Here is a 19807-nt window from a genome sequence, read left to right on the forward strand (position 1 = left end):
CAGAGCCAATTCGCCTAGCTTAACAGGCTCTCGATGACGATAGCCTGACGGGCGGGGGCCGAGCCTGCCAACAGCAGGGCGTGGCTGACCACATCGTCGATCATCGCCTGCGCCAGTCGGGTGAGGGGGCGCAGGGTCTCCCGTCCGCTACCAACCGGCACCGCCAGCAGAATAACGGTCTGCACCGGCCCGATTTGAGAGCCCCACTCGATGGGCTCCTTGCAATTGAGCAGAGTCAGCGCTGGCTGGCTGATCCCTTCGCTCAATACATGAGGCATGGCAAGGCCGGGGCGGATGATGGTGGCCGAGACCTGCTCGCGCCGACTGATCGCCTCCTCCAGCGCGGCTCTGTTGCTGACCAGCTCGGCGGGCAGTAGATCGATCAGATGCTCGAGCGCTTCGGCCTTGGTCACCGGTTCGGTGCTGTGGGCCAACTGGCGCAGGGCAAAATGGTAGTCGGGCAGAGCGTTGGCCAGTCGCAACTCCGCCAGCGCGGCGGTGCGCGGGCGCACCAGTGGTTGACCCAGTTCCCCGCACCAGCAGGTGAAGGCCATGTGGGCCAGCTCGGCATCGCACCCTTCAATTTGCAACTGGCAGAGATCGCCGGGCTGGGTGGCGAGGGTCAACAGGGAGAGCTGGTTGCTGGCGGCAACGGTCTGGCGCCGGGTGAGGTTGGCGCAGCGGATGGTGGATTTGAACATCCTCGCCAGCCGGTTCAACTGCTTGGCCTGGGTGATGCTCAACCCCTGCTGGCAGTAGAAGGTGATTTCGCGGGTCAGCATCAGGCCGGGATCGGCAGGGCCTTGAGTACGGCGTTGGCATCCAGCAGCACGGTTTCCAGTCTCACCTGATGGATGGTGCAGCCGAGGAAGCGCTCTTTCTGCTCAATCTCGATATCGGAGGCAATCAACACCAGGTCGGCGCTGGCAATATCGCGGGCGGTCAGCATGTTCTCCATGCCCATGGCGCCCTGTGTCTCGACCTTGATCTTGAGTCCCAGCCCAGTGGCGGCTTTTTGCAGGGCATCGGCAGCCATATAGGTATGGGCAATACCGGTCGGGCAAGCGGTGACGGCGACGATCTTCATCTGCTCTCTGTGATGCTGACAAGGGGGAGCAACAAGATAGCGCCAGCGGGGGGCTTTTACCAAAAGTCCATATGAAAAGTGGGATCTTGATGGGGATATGCCCTTCCCTTGAACGGCAGTGCAGGCTGATATGGGCCAGCCGGAAGTGGGTTTTCTCCAAACAACAAGGGCCACCCCTGTGGGTGGCCCTGAACAATCTGCGTCTGTTGTTATGGCTATCAGGCGGTCTGGGCGGCCAGCTCGGCGGCTTTCAGTTCGCGCTTGATGCGGCGGATCTTGCGCTCTTCGGCGACCGCGACACAACCCATCAGTACCAGACAGGCGGCGGCTGCGATATCCAGCGCCGCGAAAGTGCCGGTCCAGCCGGTCAGACCGAAGATGGGGGTGCCATCGGCGATCATGCCCAGACCCAGTTTGGCGAAGCTGTCACCAATCAGGTAAGCAAAGGTGCCCTTGACGCCATCGGCTACGCTGATGCCCTGCTTGGGGACGAAGCCCACGGCGGCGACGCCGATCAGCAGCTGTGGACCAAACACCAGGAAGCCCAGGGTGAACAGGGAGCCCAGGAACATGAACTGGGTAGTCGCATGCTGGTATAGACCCAGAGTCGCGATGATCAGCGCCAGTGCCACACAGGCAACCAGACCACGACGGCCATTGGCCAGATCGGAGAGGTAACCCCACATCAGGGTGCCGACCAGAGCGCCCACTTCGAAGAAGGTAAAGCCCTGAATGGCCACGTCTTTGGAGAAGCCCAGCTCCTGGTGGGCATAGACGGTAGACCACTGGTCGATACCGATACGCACCACGTAGAGGAAGATGTTGGCAAAGCAGAGCAGCCAGATCACCTTGTTGAGCAGCACGTACTTCACGAAGATCTGCCACTTGGTCAGCTGCTGCTCTTCGGTAGCGATATCCTCTTCGCTCGCCACTTCGTCAAACAGCTCTTCCACCTTGCCAAGGCCATAGGCTTCCGGTGAATCGCTACCAAAGCGCAGGCCGATAAAGCCGACGATCAGGGCGATGATGGAGGGGAAGATAAACATGCCGAGCACGTGACCATCAAACAGGTAGTTGGCACCGAACAGCGCCACACCGGCCGCACCGGCACCGCCCACGTTGTGGGAGAGGTTCCACATGCCCAGATAGGTGCCGCGCTTGTTGCGGGGAGTCCACTTGGTGATGGTGGAGTAGCTGCAGGAGCCGCCACAGCTCTGGAAGAAACCGCTCAGGGCGTAGAAGAAGATCATGAAGTAGAGGCTGAAACCGGTGCCGCCCATGCTGGCACTGAAGCCCAGCATGCAGAGCGCGGAGAGGATCAGCATCAGCGGCAGGAACTGCTTGGTGTTCTTGCCATCGGCGTAGTAGGAGACGATGGTCTTGCCCACCCCGTAGGTGATGGAGAAGCCAAGGCCGATCATGCCGAGCTCGGTCATGGAGAGACCGTAGGACTGGATCATGTCATTCTGCGCAATGTTGAAGTTCTTGCGGATCAGATACATGGTCAGATAGCCAATAAATACAACCAGATAGGATTGCATAAACGGCTTGAACCAGAGTTTGCGCCGGGCTTCTACCGGCAGGTCGAGGGTGGGAACCCGGACCTGTTCAAGAAATTTCAACATTTTCGTTCATCCTCTGCGAGATAGACGGTATTTCCGCCGCGCCCCTCATTTGTAGATAGGTTGTTCGAGGTCACGCCACGGAAGGGGGAACGGAACGTCGGGGCTGTCAGCCGTTGCTGCGCTCGACGCTCCATCCATATAAACCCGGGCCCGGCACGGGATAACGGGGCGCATTGCCCGTCGCGGTGCGGGTCACGACATCAGGTGGGGTGACTCTAATAAGAGGGGCAAAAAATGGCTTGAGAGCCATCCCTAGTGGGGCTAGGAAATTTTCCTAGTTTTTGCGCTTTCGCGGACAAAGCGTGAGAAACATCACACCGCTGACGCCGGATTGCTGCCATTTCAGCCAGTTTGGCGCTCTGTGCGAGGGCTGGGCTGGGCTGGGGAGGTGGGATGGATAGGCCAGAAGGGAGCCAGGGAAAGGCAAGGAGAGAGGTGAAGGGAGATATGAGGGAAGAGTGCTTATCGACCACTATTTCTCGGGGGGCGATGTTGGGAAATACGGCTCGCCAGCCATCCCAAAAAACAAGAGGCCACCCCGTGGGGTGGCCTCTTTTATGGTTTAGGAGCCGCTATGGCGAGGGGAACTCAGGCCGCCTTGGCCAGAGTTACCTCATTACTCTTTTTGACCCGCAGTTTTTTCAGGGCAACCGCCACCACGCCGGTGACGATGGCACCGCAGATCATGCAGAGCAGGGCCAGCAGCGGCTTGTTGACCGCACCCAGCAGGGCCACGATGGGGCCACCGTGGGCAACGCTGTTGGTGATGCCGAACAGGAAGGCCATCACAGCGGCGGTCATGCTGCCCAGCACGTTGGCCGGAATGACGGCCAGCGGGTCACGAGCGGCGAACGGAATCGCACCTTCGGAGATACCCACCAGACCCATGGCACCGGCGGCTTTGCCCGCTTCGATCTCGGACTCGTCAAAGATGCCGAGCTTGCGACCGAGTACGGTAGCCAGCGACATGCCAAGGGGCGCAGCCGGGATGGCGCAGGCCATGGCACCCATGAACTGGGTCTGACCGGAGGCGATCATGCCGACGGAGAAGAGGAAGGCCACCTTGTTGACCGGGCCACCCATATCAAAGCCCGCCATACCACCCAGCACGATACCCAGCAGCACCAGACTGCCACCACTCATGGAGAGCAGCATGGCGTTGAGGCCGGTCATCATGTCCGCAATCGGGGCGCCGATGATGAAGATGAATACCGCCGCGATAAAGAGCGACCCGACGATGGGGGCGATCAGGATCGGCACCAGCGGTTGCACCATCTTGTGGTACTGACGGGTCGCAATCCAGCGCACCAGATAGCCGACCAACAGGCCCGCGATGATGGCACCGATAAAGCCGGTACCGGCGTCAGCGCCGTAGAAGCTGCCGTTGTTGGCGATCCAGCCGCCGATAAAGCCCGGCGCCAGTGCCGGACGATCACCGATGGCGTAGGCGATATAGCCCGCCAGAATGGGGATCATCAGGGTGAAGGCGGCCACGCCCACGTTGAGGATCTGGTTCCACATGCTCCCTTCCGGGATCTGCATGCCGCTCGGGGTCGGGTTGCCGCCGATGGCCAGTGACAGGGCGATAAGCAGACCACCGGTCACCACGAACGGGATCATGTGCGATACGCCGTTCATCAGGTAGCGATAGAGATCCGAGCTGCCGCCGCTGGCGCGCTTCTCGTCACCCTTCTTCTCATCCTTGTCTGCTACATAGGCGGGGGCTTTCAGCGCCTGCTCAATCAGACCCTTGCCATCCTTGATGGGGGCCTTGACGCCGGTCTTGATGAGGGGCTTGCCAGCGAAGCGGGCCATGTCCACCTGCTTGTCGCAGGCCACCACGATGGCGGCGGCGCGGGCGATCTCGTCCGCAGTCGGGCTGTTCTTGACGCCGATGGAGCCGTTGGTCTCCACCTTCACCTCATAACCCAGCTCCTTGGCGGCGCGCTCCAGCGACTCGGCCGCCAGATAGGTGTGGGCGATACCAGCCGGGCAGCCGGTGACACCGATGATCAGCCCCTTGTTGGCCGCAGGTGCAGCAGCCGCTTCCTCTTTTTTGGCCAGCAGCAGTGCCAGCGCATCGGCCGGGGTTCTGGCTGCCAGCAGGGCATCTATAAAGCCCTCTTCAATCAGCTTGCCGGAGAGCTCGGCCAGCACCTCGATATGGTGGTTGGCGCCGCCATTGGGGGAGGCGATCATAAAGAAAATATGGGACGGCTTGCCATCTTCGGCGCCGTACTCGATGCCGTTGCGGCTGATGCCGATGGCCACCGCCGGGGTGCTGACCGCCGCACTCTTGGCGTGGGGCAGGGCAACACCCTCTTCAAAGCCGGTGTTGTCCAGCTCTTCACGGGCCCACAGATCCTTGACGAACTGCTGTTCGTCGCTGACCTTGCCTTGCGCGACCAGCAGGCGGGCCATCTCGGTGAAGACCTCTTCCTTACGTGTCGCTTTCAAATCGAGATTGATCAGATGTTCATTGATCAAGGTGGTTATCATGGCGCTCTCCCCGCTCCGTTGCCGGAGCCTGTTGGCATGCCGCCCTTGCAGGCCGGCATGCAGACAAAATTGACCCGACTATTATCGCGCCGGGGCAGAGGTCACCCTATCGGACAAATGTGCGAATAACTGGATTTTTGTGCGCTATCACCTTGAGTGTGACCCTGATCGCAAAGCTGAATAGCGGCTGAAATGGGGGCGGATTGAATCACTCATATTTTTATTGATGATTAAAATCAATTGGTTGTGTTTATTTGTGGTTCAGCGCCTTGGCCGTGAGGTGAGTTTTTACTCAGCGGATGGGAGCACTCTTTCTATAAATTTGTGAGGTGAAAAACGGCGGTGGGATGTGAGCCAACGCACAGAAATGGCCTCGCTGGCGGGATGCGAGGGGCGGACGCAGGGGAGGCGTGAGCAGAACAAGCTGGAGAAATGGGTTGCACCATAGGTGTCAGACAACCCACCACAACGGGCAAGGACAACCACAGCCATTGGCGCACCGTAGGGAGCAATGAACAGAGTGAATTGCACCGCTTGTTTGGGCAGGCAGGGTGGTGGCAAAGATAGAGGTGCAATGCGCTGCGCTTATTGCACCCTACTGGATTAAGGTGACCGGATGAAAACTCGAATCTATGGACTGTCTTGGAGCGTTTTTATAAGCGTGAGCTGGTTTTTATCAACAATGTAATAGTTTGTGTAATATATAAAAGACTTTCCGTCTTGACTGTTTTCAACTTTAACCGTTGTGAGAAGGCTGCTATCAATTTGGGGTGATTCTATCCATTCTCCCACACGGATATCAGATTCATCATTTACATCATATGAGCTATAAGCATTAAATACCATATCAAGTACCTTGCCCGTGCGTTTGTTGACAAGAACTTGATCATAACAACCTGATGAACCACATCCCCAGCCTGTCAGTACATATTCACCTGCATATACTGGCTTTTGTGACAAGGCAGCGGTAAGTCGGGTTCGGAATGTTCTGGCTAATTCAGAGTCTAGTGAAAGTTTGGCTGGCTTACCTCTATATACAGGTGGTGCCGGGTAGTCTTCTGGCCGAGGTGGAACTTGAGATCCGGTTTCATTAGCAAATGAGATTTGGCTGGATAATCCGAGGAAAAACAATAAGTAAATAACGCGTGATTTCATAATGTTTTGTTTTGATATTTAAAGTTGTGGTACCGTAGGGGTAATAAACTAGGTGAATTTCACTGCTTATTTGGTAACAAAATTGTGGCGTCTGGAAGGTCGAGGTGATTAAATGAATGTCTAGATACGCTGCACACGACTAACCGACGTTTCTATGGTATGTCGTCATAGTTGAACATTTCTGAATCCCAAGTCATACCTTTAAAATCCTTCCATCGTTTTAACTGTCTTTCATAAAATGGTGTGCCTACATTAATAACTGAACCCATAGATATTAATTCATTATCTATTATTTTTACTGTTCGAGATGAATTGCAAATTTCAGCTTGCTGGTAAAGAAAATCGAAGATGTATTTTCTACCACCCTTACAGTTCTCTAAGCGTATTCTCTCTTCTAGTTTTTTATTTATAATTTCTTTTAGGGCTGCCTTTTCATTTTTTTTCATCCTTGCACCAAATACTATTCCAGCCACTTGGTCAAAATCATAATGAAAGAGGCGTTGATAACTACTATATTCCGACTGACCTGATATCCAGTGATTAGGCTGTAGAAGTAACAATCTAACTTCCTCTTCATAATCCCAGCATTCATTTTTTGTTAGTAGTTGCTGTTTTATTTTTGAATGAAAATGCAAACGCTCACTATCTGATTTGAATTGAAGTCCTGTGTTAAAACTGGGAAGAAGATAGAATGCGTTTATAGGTTCTAATTGATTATTGTATTGAATCTCTTCTAGAGGGAAATCGCAACCTATCAGACTGGTATGTCCATCACTAACGATTAATGAATCCTTTGTTCTATGAGGGCATTGATTTAATTTTTTATTAATTGGTCTATATATTAAGCAGTAACCGGTGTGGCTAGATGCATAATGGGACCACATTAACATATCGCTATTTGATTTTGAAAGAGAGACCGAATAGCCTGCATTTGGTGCATAGAGTGACAGTAGAGATGATAGCTGGTTTATATGACTATTTAACTGTTCTAGTTTGAACAAATTAAAATTATTACTCTCGTATGCATGAGAGATTAAGTTTTTTACATGGTGTTCATACTCAGAAAGAATTTTCTCGTAAGAGATAGGACTTATGTTTGATAAGTAATTGGCAAAAAAATCTATATATTCACTATCTTTCCATAGCGCTCTGAGCACCCTTTTCCAAATTTCTGTACTATTTCCAGGGAACTCAAATCTTGATTGCATATCAATTGGGTCGTTTAGCTCTTCACGGGAGGCAAAGTACCATTCATCATAAATAAGCTCTTTTTGAGATAAAAGACCTGGTGAACGGTATCTATATACGTGCATTGATTATCCTGTTTTTATTTTATGAGAAAAGGAAAAAATAGGTTGTATCTCGTATGTTGGGCCAAACATCGTAGGTTGGAGCTGAACGAAGTGAAGCCCAACGTTTACCGCGACAATATCTTAATTGCTTACATCGACTTCAATCGCCCTTGAAAATGGCGGTAAACATCATCGTTATTAAAGCCATCCACATTCTGGCTGGAGAAAATAAGTGGGGTGACGCCTTGTGCCAGCGCCAGTTTCTGCGCTTCGACTACCAGCGTATTGATCAGCACCATGCCGGAGATGGAGGAGAAGGCGCCGGTGACCCGATCATTGACTTCGCACAGTCCATCGCCCGGCGGCACGCAGTTATCCAGTACCAGATCGGCCAGCTCCATCAGTTTTTGGCCAGAAGGGTGACGACTCGGGTTTTGTGCCGATTGCGCCACCGAGGTAATAGCGATCAGCTTGTGGCCGCGTGCTCTGGCAAGCTGGGCCCACTCGATGGGCAGGGCGTTGCGCCCCGAATTGGAGATGACCACCATCAGATCCCCCGGCGCAATCGGCTGATCCTCCCACAAAATGGCGGCAAGCCCGGGCAGTTTTTCCAGCGCCGAACTGCGCAGGGCACCATCGGCGGTGGTGACGGTGGAGTCGAGCACGGCGTTGATATTGCCAAGGCCACCGGCACGGATAAACCCCTCCAGCCCGACCATATGAGAGTGTTCGGTGCCCAGCATATGGATCATCTGGTTGTGAACGATGGCCTCGCTAAACCAGTGGGCCGCCTGCCGGATCCCGGCTTCGTTCTGGCTGACCATGGTAGCGATGCGCGTTTGCAGTTTTTCGACGTACTCAAACATAACGGCGGGATCCTTGTCTATTATCGTTATGGTCAGCTGGTTCTCTTAAATTAATATTTCCGTGAGACGATTTAAGCCTGATGGGAGAGAATCATATTTTATGTACCCATTTTTACTCATTTCTCTGACTAAATTCATGAATACTTTATATTCTGTTTTAGAAATATCGAAGCTTGGATCTATAGTTTTCATACTAGAATTTGCGATGGAAACATTTGTAGGTAATTTATCTCTATTAATGTTTTTGATCGCAGCGACAAACAATCGCTCAATTTTATTTTCAATCTTAATAGTGTTTTTAGTTGAAAAATCCTCTAGAAAAATTAGGTTGTCAAAAGATTTAGCAAGAATTGCTCTATCTTTATCCTTACGCTTGCAAATTAACCAAACCTCTTTTCCAAATTTCCTTAGCCTATCACCAATGACAGTGAAATCAGAATCGCTAGTAAGAAAACAATAGCGATCAATTTGTGGGTTTCCTAAATATAATGTTTCAAAAGCATCTAAGCTGATAAAAAGGTCAGCTCTATTTTTTTCTGTTCCTATTTTGGGTGTATCCAAAATCGTAAAGTTATGGTTTATGATTTGTTCTTTTAGCGTCTTTTTTGACGTAGACTGGTTACCATATGCTGATTTTATTGCAAAAATACTATTTAATCCTTCATCTGAACTTAATAAAGAATTCATTAAATCTTCAAGGATAAAGTCGAGAGATGAGACATTTTCCATGTCTATATATACGGCGATATTAAAGTTCTGTTTTTTCACAAAAACGGCCCTGTCTTTAATGAAAAGGAAGAATTAATTTAAACTTATTTAAAATATGTAAAATGTTCATTGCGAACTAAGGTTTATATTCCATGAAGCTCAATAAAACCTTTTTCAATGTCATATTTTAAGTGTTTGGTTAAAGAGTATTGAGGATCACTCTTAGAGAAGTTTTCAATAATCATATTTTGATACTCGTCAACAGACATCCCATTGAATATATGTTTGTTGATGTTATAGCCAGAGCAATTATTTCTCCCACTACCTTTTCTATTTGAAGTTCCAACAATGAAGATTTTAAAATGAAGATGGTTTTTTAAATCAACATTTTTAATGTTGTTGGTATCTATTTTCATTATGAGCTCCCCACCTTTTAATGAAGGTTATATCACTGCTAATTATTTAAATAATTATTTGGTATTTAGGTTTGAATTCATATTGTTTGCTGGAAGCAAAGCCCACGCTACCGCCCGTGGATTACAGCCTCCAGCCTGCTGCGGTTATCCGGCGATGTGGTGGATGGCGAAACGGCTGCACAGGGTTATCTCTGCAAGAGTGGTTGCCAAGTGGAGCATATTAATCGAGAGAGGGGCAGGGTAAAACCGCAGTCGGGCAAAAACCTGCCAAAGATCAATAAATTGCTTAATAATCGGCTGTTATCTGACCGCTTGGTAAAGTGACCGCAAGCTGAGCGTCACTTCTTGCCGGGTACTATCGCCACTCAATACTCCAGAAACTTCTCCCCGCAGCGCTCACAAATAAGATGTTTTACATGGGTGGTCTGGTAGGCCAGTGTTTCACCAAACGCCCAGTTGGTGATGCTGCTGGAAGTAAAGGCTTGCCAGAAGGCTTTGCTCGGATCCTTGGGCATGATGTCCTGGCTGTGATCGCGGGCGACCAGCACCACGATATGGCGGGTTCGTTCCCTGCATTTGTCACAGCGATGGATTTCACTCGGTGGGTTCTGGTCGTGCGGGTTGCTCATAAATGGGCTCGTGAAGTGAGGCAGGTGCCCATCATAACCCTCTTCAATTGGCTCTCAATCTCTCCTTGCCGGCGCAGTGAGCAGGCTCACGTTTTGCGCTGCTGCAGGCTTGCCCAGCCAGCTCAGGCTGATGCCCGCTTCTGCGGTTTGCTGGTGAGCGGTGATGATATGGCGGGTGGGGTGAGCTCGGGCTTGTCCAGCCAGCTCAGGCCGACTCCCGCTTCTGCGGTTTGCTGGTGAGCGGTGATGATATGGCGGATGGGGTGAGTTCGGGCTTGCCCAGCCAGCTCAGGCCGACTCCCGCTTTTGTAGATTGGGGGTGATGATATGGCGGTTGGGGGCGAGTTCGGGTTGCTGCATCCGGGTCAGCAGTCGCCTCGCCGCCTGTCGGCCGATTTCGCGGGCCGGTGAGCTGACAAAGGTGAGGGCGGGGGAGGTGAGTTCGGCCTCCGCCACGTCGTCAAAGCCGAGCAGGGCCACCTGCTGGCCGATGTAGTTGTCCTTGCCCACGGTGCGGCCGCTCGCCTCGACGCCATAGATGGCGCCGAGCGCCACCTCGGGGTAGTGGCAGAGCACGGCGGTCACCTTGGGGTGCTGATGCAGCAGCTGGGCGATGGTGTCGGCGGCGCTGCGCTGGGTGCGCTCGCACTCCAGTACCCACTCAGGTTTGAAGGGCAGGCCATATTGCAGCAGGCTGGCGCAGTAGCCGCCGATGCGCTCGGCACGGGTGAGGGAGTCCGCCCGCCCGCCGACGTAGGCGATATGGCGGTGCCCCTGCTCGATAAGGTAAGTGGTGGCCTGCTTGGCGGCGTGGGTGTTGTCGGGGCCGATAAAGTCCACGTCATCCCGATAGTAGGAGCGGGCGGCGCACACCACCGGCAGTTCGGAGTCGAGCAGGGTCTCCAGGGTTTTGGCCGCCGCGCCGCGCACCGGATTGAAGATTATGCCCGCCACCCCTTGGCGTGACAGGGAATGGATGCTCTGCTGCAGCCGCTCCGGGCTGTGGCCGCACTGGGTCAGAAACAGCAGATAGCCCTGCTGCTCCAGCACCTCGCTCACCCCGGCGGTCACCTCGGTATAGAAGGGGTCGGTGATGTCGCGCAGGATCAGCCCCACCAGATTGGATTGCTGGCTGCGCAGGTTGGCGGCGGCGCTGTTGGGCACGTAGTCGAGCTCTTTTATCGCCTGCTGCACCCGCTCGGCGGTGGCCGGGGAGATGCGCCCCTTGCCGTTGAGCACCATGGAGACGGTGGTGACCGACACTCCCGCCCGCTGGGCGACATCGGTGATCTTGGTGGCTTTGGCAGAGAGGGATTTGGGCGACATAGGGCGAATGGACGACGGACAGTTGAGAGCGAGGCCCCAGCATACCTGCTCAGATGCTCAAGTGAAACGTTACATCACCATCTGGCCGATCCGGCTCACAAATTTGGAACCTGCTGCCAGACAGCCCCCTTATTCTGTGATCCTGTCGGCACTTGTAAGTTGATAAAACGTTTTATCATCTGGTAAACCTGATGCTGACCCGCGCCTTTTGCTTCGAGATTGCTTCGAGATTGCCTCGAGCGGGGGAGGGCAGCCGCAGATATTGCTGTCTATTCACAAGGAGCCGTTTCATGGCCAAGCCTCAAGCCAAATCCACCATCTGGGAGTTCCTGCAGAGCCTCGGCAAGACCTTTATGTTGCCGGTCGCCCTGCTGGCCTTCTCGGGCATCCTGCTCGGTGTCGGCAGCTCGCTCACCAGCGATGCGGTCAAGCAGAGCATGCCCTTCCTCGACAATACCGTGCTGCAACTGCTGTTCCTCTGGATGACCAAGGTGGGGCTGGTGGCTTTTATCTACCTGCCGGTGATGTTTGCGGTGGCCATTCCGCTCGGGCTGGCGCGAGAAGAGAAGGGGGTCGCAGCCTTTGCCGGTTTTGTCGGCTATGCGGCGCTCAACCTTTCCATCAACTTCTACCTGACCGTAGCCAACGTCATCGGTGACGCGGCGGCGGAGAAGGCCTACGGGGTGAAATCGATCCTCGGTATCAGCTCCATCGACACCGGGATTCTGGGGGCCATCATCGTCGGGGTGATCGTCGCGAAGCTCCACGCCCGTTTCTACACCTACAAGATGCCCGATGCGCTCGCCTTCTTCGGCGGTGCCCGCTTCGTGCCCATCATCACCGCACTGGTGCTGGGTGTGGTCGGCTTGGTCGTGCCGTTCGTCTGGCCCTGGTTTGCTGCCGGCATCAACGGCATCGGGTCGCTCATCTCCCACGCCGGTCCCTTCGGCCCCTTCCTGTTCGGTACCGGTGAGCGTCTGCTGCTGCCGCTCGGTCTGCACCACATTCTGGTGGCGCTGATCCGCTTTACCGAAGCGGGCGGCACCCAGCTGGTATGTGGTCACGAGGTAAGTGGCGCCCTCAATATCTTCTACGCCGAGCTCTCCTGCGCCGATACTTCCGGCTTCTCGGTCTCTGCCACCTCCTTCCTCTCGCAGGGCAAGATGCCTGCCTTCCTCGGCGGCCTGCCGGGTGCGGCGCTCGCCATGTATCACTGTGCTCGCCCGGAAAATCGCGGCAAGATCAAGGCGCTGCTGGTCTCCGGCGTAGTGGCCTGCGTCATCGGCGGCATCACCGAGCCGCTGGAGTTCCTGTTCCTGTTCGTTGCGCCGGTACTCTACGTCATCCACGCCATCCTGACCGGTCTGGGCTTTATGACCATGGGGCTGCTCGGCGTCACCATCGGCAACACCGACGGCAACCTCATCGATTTTCTGGTGTTCGGCGTGCTGCAAGGCACCGCCACCAAGTGGTATCTGGTGCCGGTCGCGGCCGCCATCTGGTTTGCCATCTACTACAGCGTGTTCCGCTTCGCCATCGTGCGCTTCAACCTGAAAACCCCCGGTCGTGAAATCGAGACCAGCGAGGCTGCCCAGCCCGCAGGCAAGAAGGCAGGCAACAGCGGTTACAACGGTGAAATCATCCTCAATGCGCTGGGCGGCGCTGATAACATCCTCGCGCTCGATAACTGCATCACCCGCCTGCGGATGTCGGTGCAGGACATGAGCCGGGTCGATGACAAGGTACTGAAAGCGAACGGCGCCATCGGGGTGATCAAGCTCGACGAGCACAACCTGCAGGTGGTGATCGGCCCGCAGGTGCATCTGGTGAAAAACCAGCTGCAGAGCCTGATGGAGGCCTGAATCGGCCAATAAGATCCGAACGGGGGGCGCAAGCCCCCTTGTTTGCCTCTCCCAATGTGTCTCCTGTTTATGGAGGGAGAAACTTCATGCACGATATTTATGACTTCGATCGCGTGGTCGACCGCCACGGTACCTACTGCACCCAGTGGGACTATGTGGCCGACCGTTTTGGCCATGCCGATCTGCTCCCCTTTACCATCTCCGACATGGATTTCGAGACAGCCCCCTGCATTCGCCAGACGCTGGCAACCCGCCTTGAGCATGAGGTATTTGGTTACAGCCGCTGGAATCACGACGACTTCAAGGGGGCTGTGAGCCACTGGTTTGCCCACCGCTACGGGGCGAACCTCGACCCCGAGACGCTGGTTTACGGCCCCTCGGTCATCTATGTGATTGCCCAGCTGGTGAGCCTCTGGTCGGCGCCGGGGGAAGGGGTGCTGGTGCATACCCCAGCCTACGATGCCTTCGGCAATATGTTGGCTGCCAACGACAGGGTGCTGCTGCCTTGCCCGCTCAAAAAAGCAGAGGGGAGTTACCAGATCGACTGGGCCTGCTTCGAGCAGCAAGCCGCTCGCCCCGATTGCCGGATTTTGCTGCTCTGCAGCCCCCACAATCCCACCGGCCGGGTCTGGACGCGGGATGAACTGGGCCGGATGGCCGCCATCTGCCAGCGCCACGGGGTCAAGGTCATCTCGGACGACATCCATATGGATGTGAGCTTTGCCCGCTACCTGCCGTGGAGCGAGGTAGCGCCGGACGATCACTGGGCGCTGGTGAGCTCGGGCTCCAAATCCTTCAATATTCCCGCCCTTGGCGGCGCCTACGCCTTTATCGCCAACGCAGAAGCGCGGGCCGCCTATCTGCAGCGGCTCAAGGCGGCCCACGGTCTCTCATCGCCGCCCATTCTCGGGGTGCTGGCTCATATCAGCGCCTATCGGGACGGCGCTGCCTGGCTCGATGCGCTCAAATCCTACCTGCACGGCAATCTCGCCCATGTGGCGGCGCGGCTCAACGCGGCTTTCCCCGCCATCGACTATCGGGTGCCTGAGGGAACCTATCTCGCCTGGATTGATCTGAGCGGCCTTGGGATCGACTCCACTAAACGGATGGATGCGCTGCAAACCTTGCTGGTGGAGAAATACCGGGTCGCCATCATGCGCGGCGACACCTACGGCCCGGAAGGCTCAGGCTATATCCGCCTCAACGTCGGCTGCCCACGCTCGAAGGTCGATCAAGGACTCGACGCTCTGATCGGCGCACTGGGGGAGGTGGTGTAAGGCAAATCCATTCAACATGAGAAACATAACGGGGCCATCAGTGATGGCCCCGTTATGTGGGGAAATATAAAAAACCGCCCCGGATATCCGGGGCGGTTTTTATTTGGTGATACCGAGATGAGTCGTGGACGACATAAGGGCTCAGCGATAGCGGCCACGTACCGAGCTGCTGGCGCGGCCGGCCATCTTGATCAGGCTCTGGCGGGTGTGCAGGTGGCAGAGCGCGACGCCAAGGGCATCTGCTGCATCCGCCTGCGGGGTGGCGGAAAGTTTCAGCAGATGGGTCACCATATGCTGCACCTGCTCCTTGGCGGCGCCGCCAGTGCCCACCACTGCCTGCTTGATCTGGGTGGCAGAGTATTCGCTCACCGGCAGATAGGCGTTGACCGCGGCGACGATGGCGCTGCCACGGGCCTGCCCCAGTTTCAGGGCCGAGTCGGCGTTGCGGGCCATAAAGACCCGCTCGATGGCAAATTCGGTGGGTTTGAACTGGGTGATGATCTCGCATACCCCGTCATAGACCTGCTTGAGGCGCTCCGGCAGCTCGCCGCAATCGGTGCGGATGCAGCCAGAGCCAAGGTATTCGGCCTTGCCGCCCACGACCCGGATAACCCCGTATCCGGTGATCCGCGAACCCGGATCGATGCCCAAAATAATGCTCATGGGTGTTGATGGCTCTAAACGCGAGTGATGGCCGCCAAGATAGCAAACTGTGGCCCGTTTGGCTGTATGTCCCGGGTCAAGCGGGCAAAGATTGGACAGCCTGCGTCGGGCGTGGCTACCCCTTGAACAATTCTATGGTGTCGCCATCCTGCAGGCTGCCGGCACCGCGCACCACCACCCGGTCCCCCTGCTTGAGGGCGCCGCTCACCGCCACCTGCTGGCTGTCGCCAAACAGCACGGTGACCGGCACCCGATTCACCGTGAGCGCCTTGCCGCTTCTCGCCACCTGATAGACCACGCTGCCATCGGTGCCGAGCACCAGAGCATCCCGGGGCAGCAGCATGCTCTGCTGATCCCCCAGTGGCAGGGCAACCCGTACCGGCGAGCCGATGATAAAGGTGCCCGCTTCCGGTTTGAGGCGCAGCTCGATCAGCCGTGATTTGGGATCGGCGCTGGCGGCTCGCTGGTAATAGACGCCGTGACCGCTCAGCTGCTCCCCCTCCACCCGCAGCCGGGTTTGCGGCGCCAGCTGTTGGGCCCAGAGGATGGGGGCCTGCAGGCGGATATCCGGCTGATCCGGGTTGACCAGCTCCAGCGCCTGCTCGCCCGCGTCCACATGCTCGCCGGGCTGGATGAAGTGGTTGTTCACCACCCCGTCGAACGGGGCATAGATGTGGCTGCGGCGCAGCTGTTCTTCAATCTGGTTCACCTGTATGGCGGCCAGCCGCTCGGCCAGAGCGGCCTGCTCCACATCGTAACTGGCCTTGTCGTACTGGCTTTGGGAGGCGCTCTTTTGCTGGTGTAGCCGGGTGATCCGCCGGGATTCGGCGCGGGCGAAGCGCAAGTTGCTCAGCCATTTCGCCTGCTCGGCGCGAGCCTGCTCCAGCGAGAGGCGCAGTGCTGCGCTGTCGAGGCGCAGCAGCTCGTCCCCTTTTTTGACCCGGCTGCCAAATTCGGCGATCCACTCCACCCGGCCGCTCACTTCGGCGCTGAGCGCCGCTTGCTGGCGACTCGCCACCGTGCCGCTGACCCAGATATTGGCGGCCGCATCCCCTTGGGTCACATCCGCCAGGGTCACCATCTTGCCCTGATCGGCCAATACCGGTAGTGCACTGCCTGCAATCAGCACAGCGCTAGCCAACATTCGGGTAATCATATGTGTCATTGATGAGCTCCTTGCTCAGGCCCGCTGGCGCAGGGGTTGTGGGATCGCCACCTGCTCCCCGAGACGCAGGAAGGCAGGCAACAGGATCAGGGTAAACAGAGTGCTGCAACTCATGCCGCCGACAATGACGGTGGCGAGTCCGCGGTAAATTTCGCTCCCCTCGCTCGGGCTCAGCATCAGCGGCAGCATGCCGAAGATGCTGGTGAGACTGGTCATGGCGATGGGACGCATCCGGCTTTGCAGGGCATCGGCCACCGCCAGCTGACGGCTCATGCCGTCCCGCTCGGCGGTGCGGGTCTGATGCACCAGCAGGATGGCGTTGTTGACCACCAGTCCCAGCAGGATGACAAAGCCGATGATAGTGAGCAGATCCATCGGCAGCGGCACCAGCAACCCGCTCAGCTGCAGCGCCAGTACGCCGCCAACCGAGGCAAGGGGCAGGGTGAGCAACACCAGCAGGGCATCCTTGAGGGAGGCAAACACCCCCCACAGCAGCACCAGCAGGATCACCACGGCAAACAGGAAGATGGTCCCCAGATTGTCGAGCGCCTGTTGCAGGCTGTCGGCATTGCCGGCAATGCGCAGCTCGCCACCAGCGGGCAGCAGGGGGCGGATGGCGGCAAAACTGCGGTTTTTCAGGGTGTCGAGCACCTGCTCCATGGTCATGCCCGCTGGGGGCGCTATCTGCAGGCTGATGCTGCGCCGCCCATCGGCCCGGAAGATACTGGCAGGGCCCATGTCGTGCTCTACCCGCAGCAGCTCGCCAAGGGGAACGATGCGCCCGGAGGGGGTGGCCAGCGGCACTGCCTTCAGTTCGTCCGGATTGGCGGAGCTCTGCCCCATCAGCATGATGTCGAGCCGATCCTCGCCGTCAAAATACTCGCCAACCCGCAAGCCGTCGCCAAAGGTCTGGATGATGGCGGGCAGGGGCGTGCGATCCCAACCCACTTCGGCGAGACGCCGATCTTGCGGCACCAGTTTGAGCTCGGGGGCGGTGAAGTCGAGACTCGGCTCGGGCCGGATCTGTGCTCCCGGCAGATCCTTGCTGAGGATCCCCATGCTGGCACGGGCCGCCTGATAGAGCTCGGGCAGGTTGCCCCCCTGCAGCAGCAGGGAGACGCCGTTCTCGCTGTCAAAGCCGCCAAACAGCGACCCCTGACCGCCGAACACCCGGGTGTCGGGAATACCCACCAGCAGCTGTTTCATCAACAGGCTCTCCAGCTCCTTGATGTGGGTCTCGTCCTTGGGTCGCACGCCAATCTGGGCGCCCCCCGGGTAGCGCAAGATGTAGTAGTTCTTGAGGGCAGGCTCTTTCTCCCCCTTCATGTAGGGGGCGAGGCGGGCGATCAGGGTATCGATCACCTCTTCGCGCTGGGCCTTGAGGTTGACCCCGGGGGTGAAGTTCATCCAGACATCCACCGCGTCCCGTTTCACGTCCGGCAGATAGTCCATCTTGGGCAGCAGCGCCCAGGTGGCCAGGGCCGGCAGGCTCATCATCAGGGTGATGACCGTCCAGCGCTGGCGTGAGGTCGAGGTCCAGCGGATCACATGACGGGTGGTGCGCTGCCACAGCGACTCATAGGGGTCGGTCAGCGTTTCATGTCCCATCCAGCGCGCCGCCACCGCAGGCAGCACGATGACGGCGACCAGCATGGAGACCGTCACGGCGCAGGCGATGGTGAGCGCCAGATCGGCAAACAGCTGACCCTCCACATCGTTGAGCAGCAGCACCGGCAGGAAGATGGCGACCGTGGTGAGGGTGGAGGCGACCAGCGCCGTCCACACCTGACGGGTACCTTCGAGCGCCGCCTCCGCCTTGCTCAAATCTCCCCGCTCGTGGCGCCGGTAGATGCTCTCCAGCACCACGATGGCGGCATCGAGCACCATGCCGACGGCAAAGGCGATGCCCGCCAGCGAGATGATGTTGAGGGTGCGATCCATCACCTTGAGCAGGCAGAAGGTGAGCATGATGCTGATGGGGATGGCGAGGGCAATCATCAGGGTCGCCTTGAGCTGGCGCAGGAAGAGCCAGAGGATGGCGCAAGAGAGCAGCACCCCGAGCCCCAGGTTGGCAGTGACCATGCTGACGGCGCGATTGATGTAGAGGGAGGCATCGAACGACTGCTCCATGTGCAGCCCGACCGGCTCCAGCACCTCGCGGTTGAGCTCGTTCACCCGAGCCTTGATCGCCTCAAGGGATGCCAGGGCATTGGCGCCGTTCTCCTTGAAGATCTGGGCGGCGATGGCGGTATTGCCGTTCTGGATCCGCAGCACCGGGTTCTCTTCCCTGGCCACCCTTACTTCTGCTACATCTCGCAGATAGATGGGCAGGCCATCGCGCCAGTCCACCACCTTGTCCCCCAGCGTCTCGACATCATAGCGACCGGCGAAGCGCAGCTTGTACTCCCAGCGCCCGATGTCGAGGGTACCGGCCGACACGTCCCAGCCGGTGGTGGCCCGGCTGGCCAACACCGGGATCTCCACCCCCAGCTCGGCGGCGCGATAGGGGTCGAAGCGGATCTGGATCTGGCGCTCGTTGATCCCCTCGACTGCGACTGTCGAGACCCCTTCGATGCGCTCCAGCTCGGGTTTGACCCGCGCCTCGATCAACGCCTGATGATCATCGATCACCCCTTGGGCACCGGGCAACTGCTGGATGAAGAAGAAGGTGAGGGTATCGTTGCTGCTGTAGTTGTTGACGTAGGGACCGCCAATCTTGTCCGGCAATCCCGAGACCCGGTTCAGTCGCGAAATCACGTCGAGTTGGGCCCGCTGCATGTCGGTGCCGAGGGCAAACTCCATGTCGATTTCGGTAAAGCCGGGATAGCTGTTGCTGACAAGGCTCTTGAGCCCTTGCACCCCCTGCATCTCCTGCTCGATGGGGTCGGTGATCTCCGACTCCATTTCTTGCGGCGAGGCTGAACGCCAGCTCACCGAGATGTTGAGGTGTGGACGGTCGATGTCGGGGAACAGCTGGATCGGCAGTCCCCGGATGCTGAGCAGGCCCAGCAGGAAAATCAGCACGATCGAGACCGCCACCCAGATGGGGCGTTCGATCGCTGTTTTGGCGAGGTTCATTCACTCTTCCTGAGTTGTTGTTATCGGCCATTCCGCTGGCCTTGCTTCCAAAGCCCCTGCAACAGGGACTCAAGCATTTAACTGGAATTCTCCCGGCTTGTAAATGCATGGTTAACAAACAAAAAAACCGGCCACGAGGGCCGGTTTGGTACTGGTTTG

16 protein-coding genes are annotated in these 19807 nt (G+C 56.9%); 2 read left to right on the forward strand and 14 right to left on the reverse strand.

What is annotated here, in order from left to right; genetic code table 11:
* Positions 1-14 precede the first annotated feature (14 nt).
* The 11 genes from OKC42_RS00555 to OKC42_RS00605 all read right to left on the reverse strand — a co-directional run bounded on the left by OKC42_RS00555 (position 15) and on the right by OKC42_RS00605 (position 11603).
* A complete protein-coding gene (locus OKC42_RS00555) occupies positions 15-782 on the reverse strand; it encodes a PTS sugar transporter subunit IIA (protein ID WP_270818880.1) in 768 nt (255 codons plus the stop codon).
* The gene (locus tag OKC42_RS00560) at positions 782-1087 is read right to left on the reverse strand and encodes a PTS fructose transporter subunit IIB (protein ID WP_005334611.1); all 306 of its coding nucleotides are present in this window, start codon (positions 1085-1087) and stop codon (positions 782-784) included. Before OKC42_RS00560 ends, OKC42_RS00555 begins: the two co-directional genes overlap by 1 nt.
* Before the next feature lie 218 nt (positions 1088-1305).
* On the reverse strand, positions 1306-2712 hold the full coding sequence (gene uhpT / locus OKC42_RS00565) for a hexose-6-phosphate:phosphate antiporter (protein WP_270818881.1): 1407 nt from the start codon (positions 2710-2712) through the stop codon (positions 1306-1308).
* 588 nt (positions 2713-3300) lie between these two features.
* On the reverse strand, positions 3301-5211 hold the full coding sequence (locus OKC42_RS00570; RefSeq protein ID WP_270818883.1) for a PTS fructose transporter subunit IIABC: 1911 nt from the start codon (positions 5209-5211) through the stop codon (positions 3301-3303).
* Between the two features lie 630 nt (positions 5212-5841).
* A complete protein-coding gene (locus OKC42_RS00575; protein WP_270818885.1) occupies positions 5842-6366 on the reverse strand; it encodes a hypothetical protein in 525 nt (174 codons plus the stop codon).
* A gap of 152 nt (positions 6367-6518) precedes the next feature.
* The gene (locus OKC42_RS00580; RefSeq protein WP_270818886.1) at positions 6519-7679 is read right to left on the reverse strand and encodes a DUF2971 domain-containing protein; all 1161 of its coding nucleotides are present in this window, start codon (positions 7677-7679) and stop codon (positions 6519-6521) included.
* A 128-nt stretch (positions 7680-7807) separates the two neighbouring features.
* Complete coding sequence (locus OKC42_RS00585) at positions 7808-8524, reverse strand: sugar isomerase domain-containing protein (protein WP_270818888.1); 717 nt, start codon at positions 8522-8524, stop codon at positions 7808-7810.
* A 45-nt stretch (positions 8525-8569) separates the two neighbouring features.
* Positions 8570-9292, reverse strand: coding sequence for an NYN domain-containing protein (locus OKC42_RS00590; RefSeq protein WP_139407916.1), 723 nt, complete (start codon positions 9290-9292; stop codon positions 8570-8572).
* 83 nt (positions 9293-9375) lie between these two features.
* Entirely contained in the window at positions 9376-9648 is a 273-nt protein-coding gene (locus OKC42_RS00595; RefSeq protein ID WP_139407914.1) for a hypothetical protein, read from the reverse strand.
* Positions 9649-10013: 365 nt separating this feature from the next.
* Positions 10014-10277: a hypothetical protein gene (locus tag OKC42_RS00600; protein ID WP_270818890.1), complete on the reverse strand. Its 264-nt coding sequence runs from the start codon at positions 10275-10277 to the stop codon at positions 10014-10016.
* 288 nt (positions 10278-10565) lie between these two features.
* Positions 10566-11603: a Mal regulon transcriptional regulator MalI gene (locus OKC42_RS00605; RefSeq protein ID WP_005344074.1), complete on the reverse strand. Its 1038-nt coding sequence runs from the start codon at positions 11601-11603 to the stop codon at positions 10566-10568.
* Between the two features lie 290 nt (positions 11604-11893).
* Here OKC42_RS00605 and malX point away from each other — a divergent pair, with 290 nt between their 5' ends.
* Positions 11894-13465 carry a maltose/glucose-specific PTS transporter subunit IIBC gene (gene malX, locus OKC42_RS00610; protein ID WP_270818892.1) on the forward strand — a complete coding sequence of 524 codons (1572 nt, stop codon included), beginning with the start codon at positions 11894-11896 and terminating at the stop codon, positions 13463-13465.
* 86 nt (positions 13466-13551) lie between these two features.
* Positions 13552-14742, forward strand: coding sequence for a MalY/PatB family protein (locus OKC42_RS00615; RefSeq protein WP_270818894.1), 1191 nt, complete (start codon positions 13552-13554; stop codon positions 14740-14742).
* A 141-nt stretch (positions 14743-14883) separates the two neighbouring features.
* Here OKC42_RS00615 and ruvC read toward each other — a convergent pair whose 3' ends face one another.
* The 3 genes from ruvC to OKC42_RS00630 form a co-directional block, all read right to left on the reverse strand.
* The gene (gene ruvC, locus OKC42_RS00620) at positions 14884-15405 is read right to left on the reverse strand and encodes a crossover junction endodeoxyribonuclease RuvC (protein WP_005334512.1); all 522 of its coding nucleotides are present in this window, start codon (positions 15403-15405) and stop codon (positions 14884-14886) included.
* A 115-nt stretch (positions 15406-15520) separates the two neighbouring features.
* On the reverse strand, positions 15521-16570 hold the full coding sequence (locus tag OKC42_RS00625; RefSeq protein WP_270818896.1) for an efflux RND transporter periplasmic adaptor subunit: 1050 nt from the start codon (positions 16568-16570) through the stop codon (positions 15521-15523).
* A gap of 15 nt (positions 16571-16585) precedes the next feature.
* Complete coding sequence (locus OKC42_RS00630; protein ID WP_270818898.1) at positions 16586-19648, reverse strand: efflux RND transporter permease subunit; 3063 nt, start codon at positions 19646-19648, stop codon at positions 16586-16588.
* Between the last annotated feature and the right edge of the window lie 159 nt (positions 19649-19807).

Source organism: Aeromonas sp. Y311-2 (assembly GCF_027706025.1).
Classification (GTDB): domain Bacteria; phylum Pseudomonadota; class Gammaproteobacteria; order Enterobacterales; family Aeromonadaceae; genus Aeromonas; species Aeromonas veronii.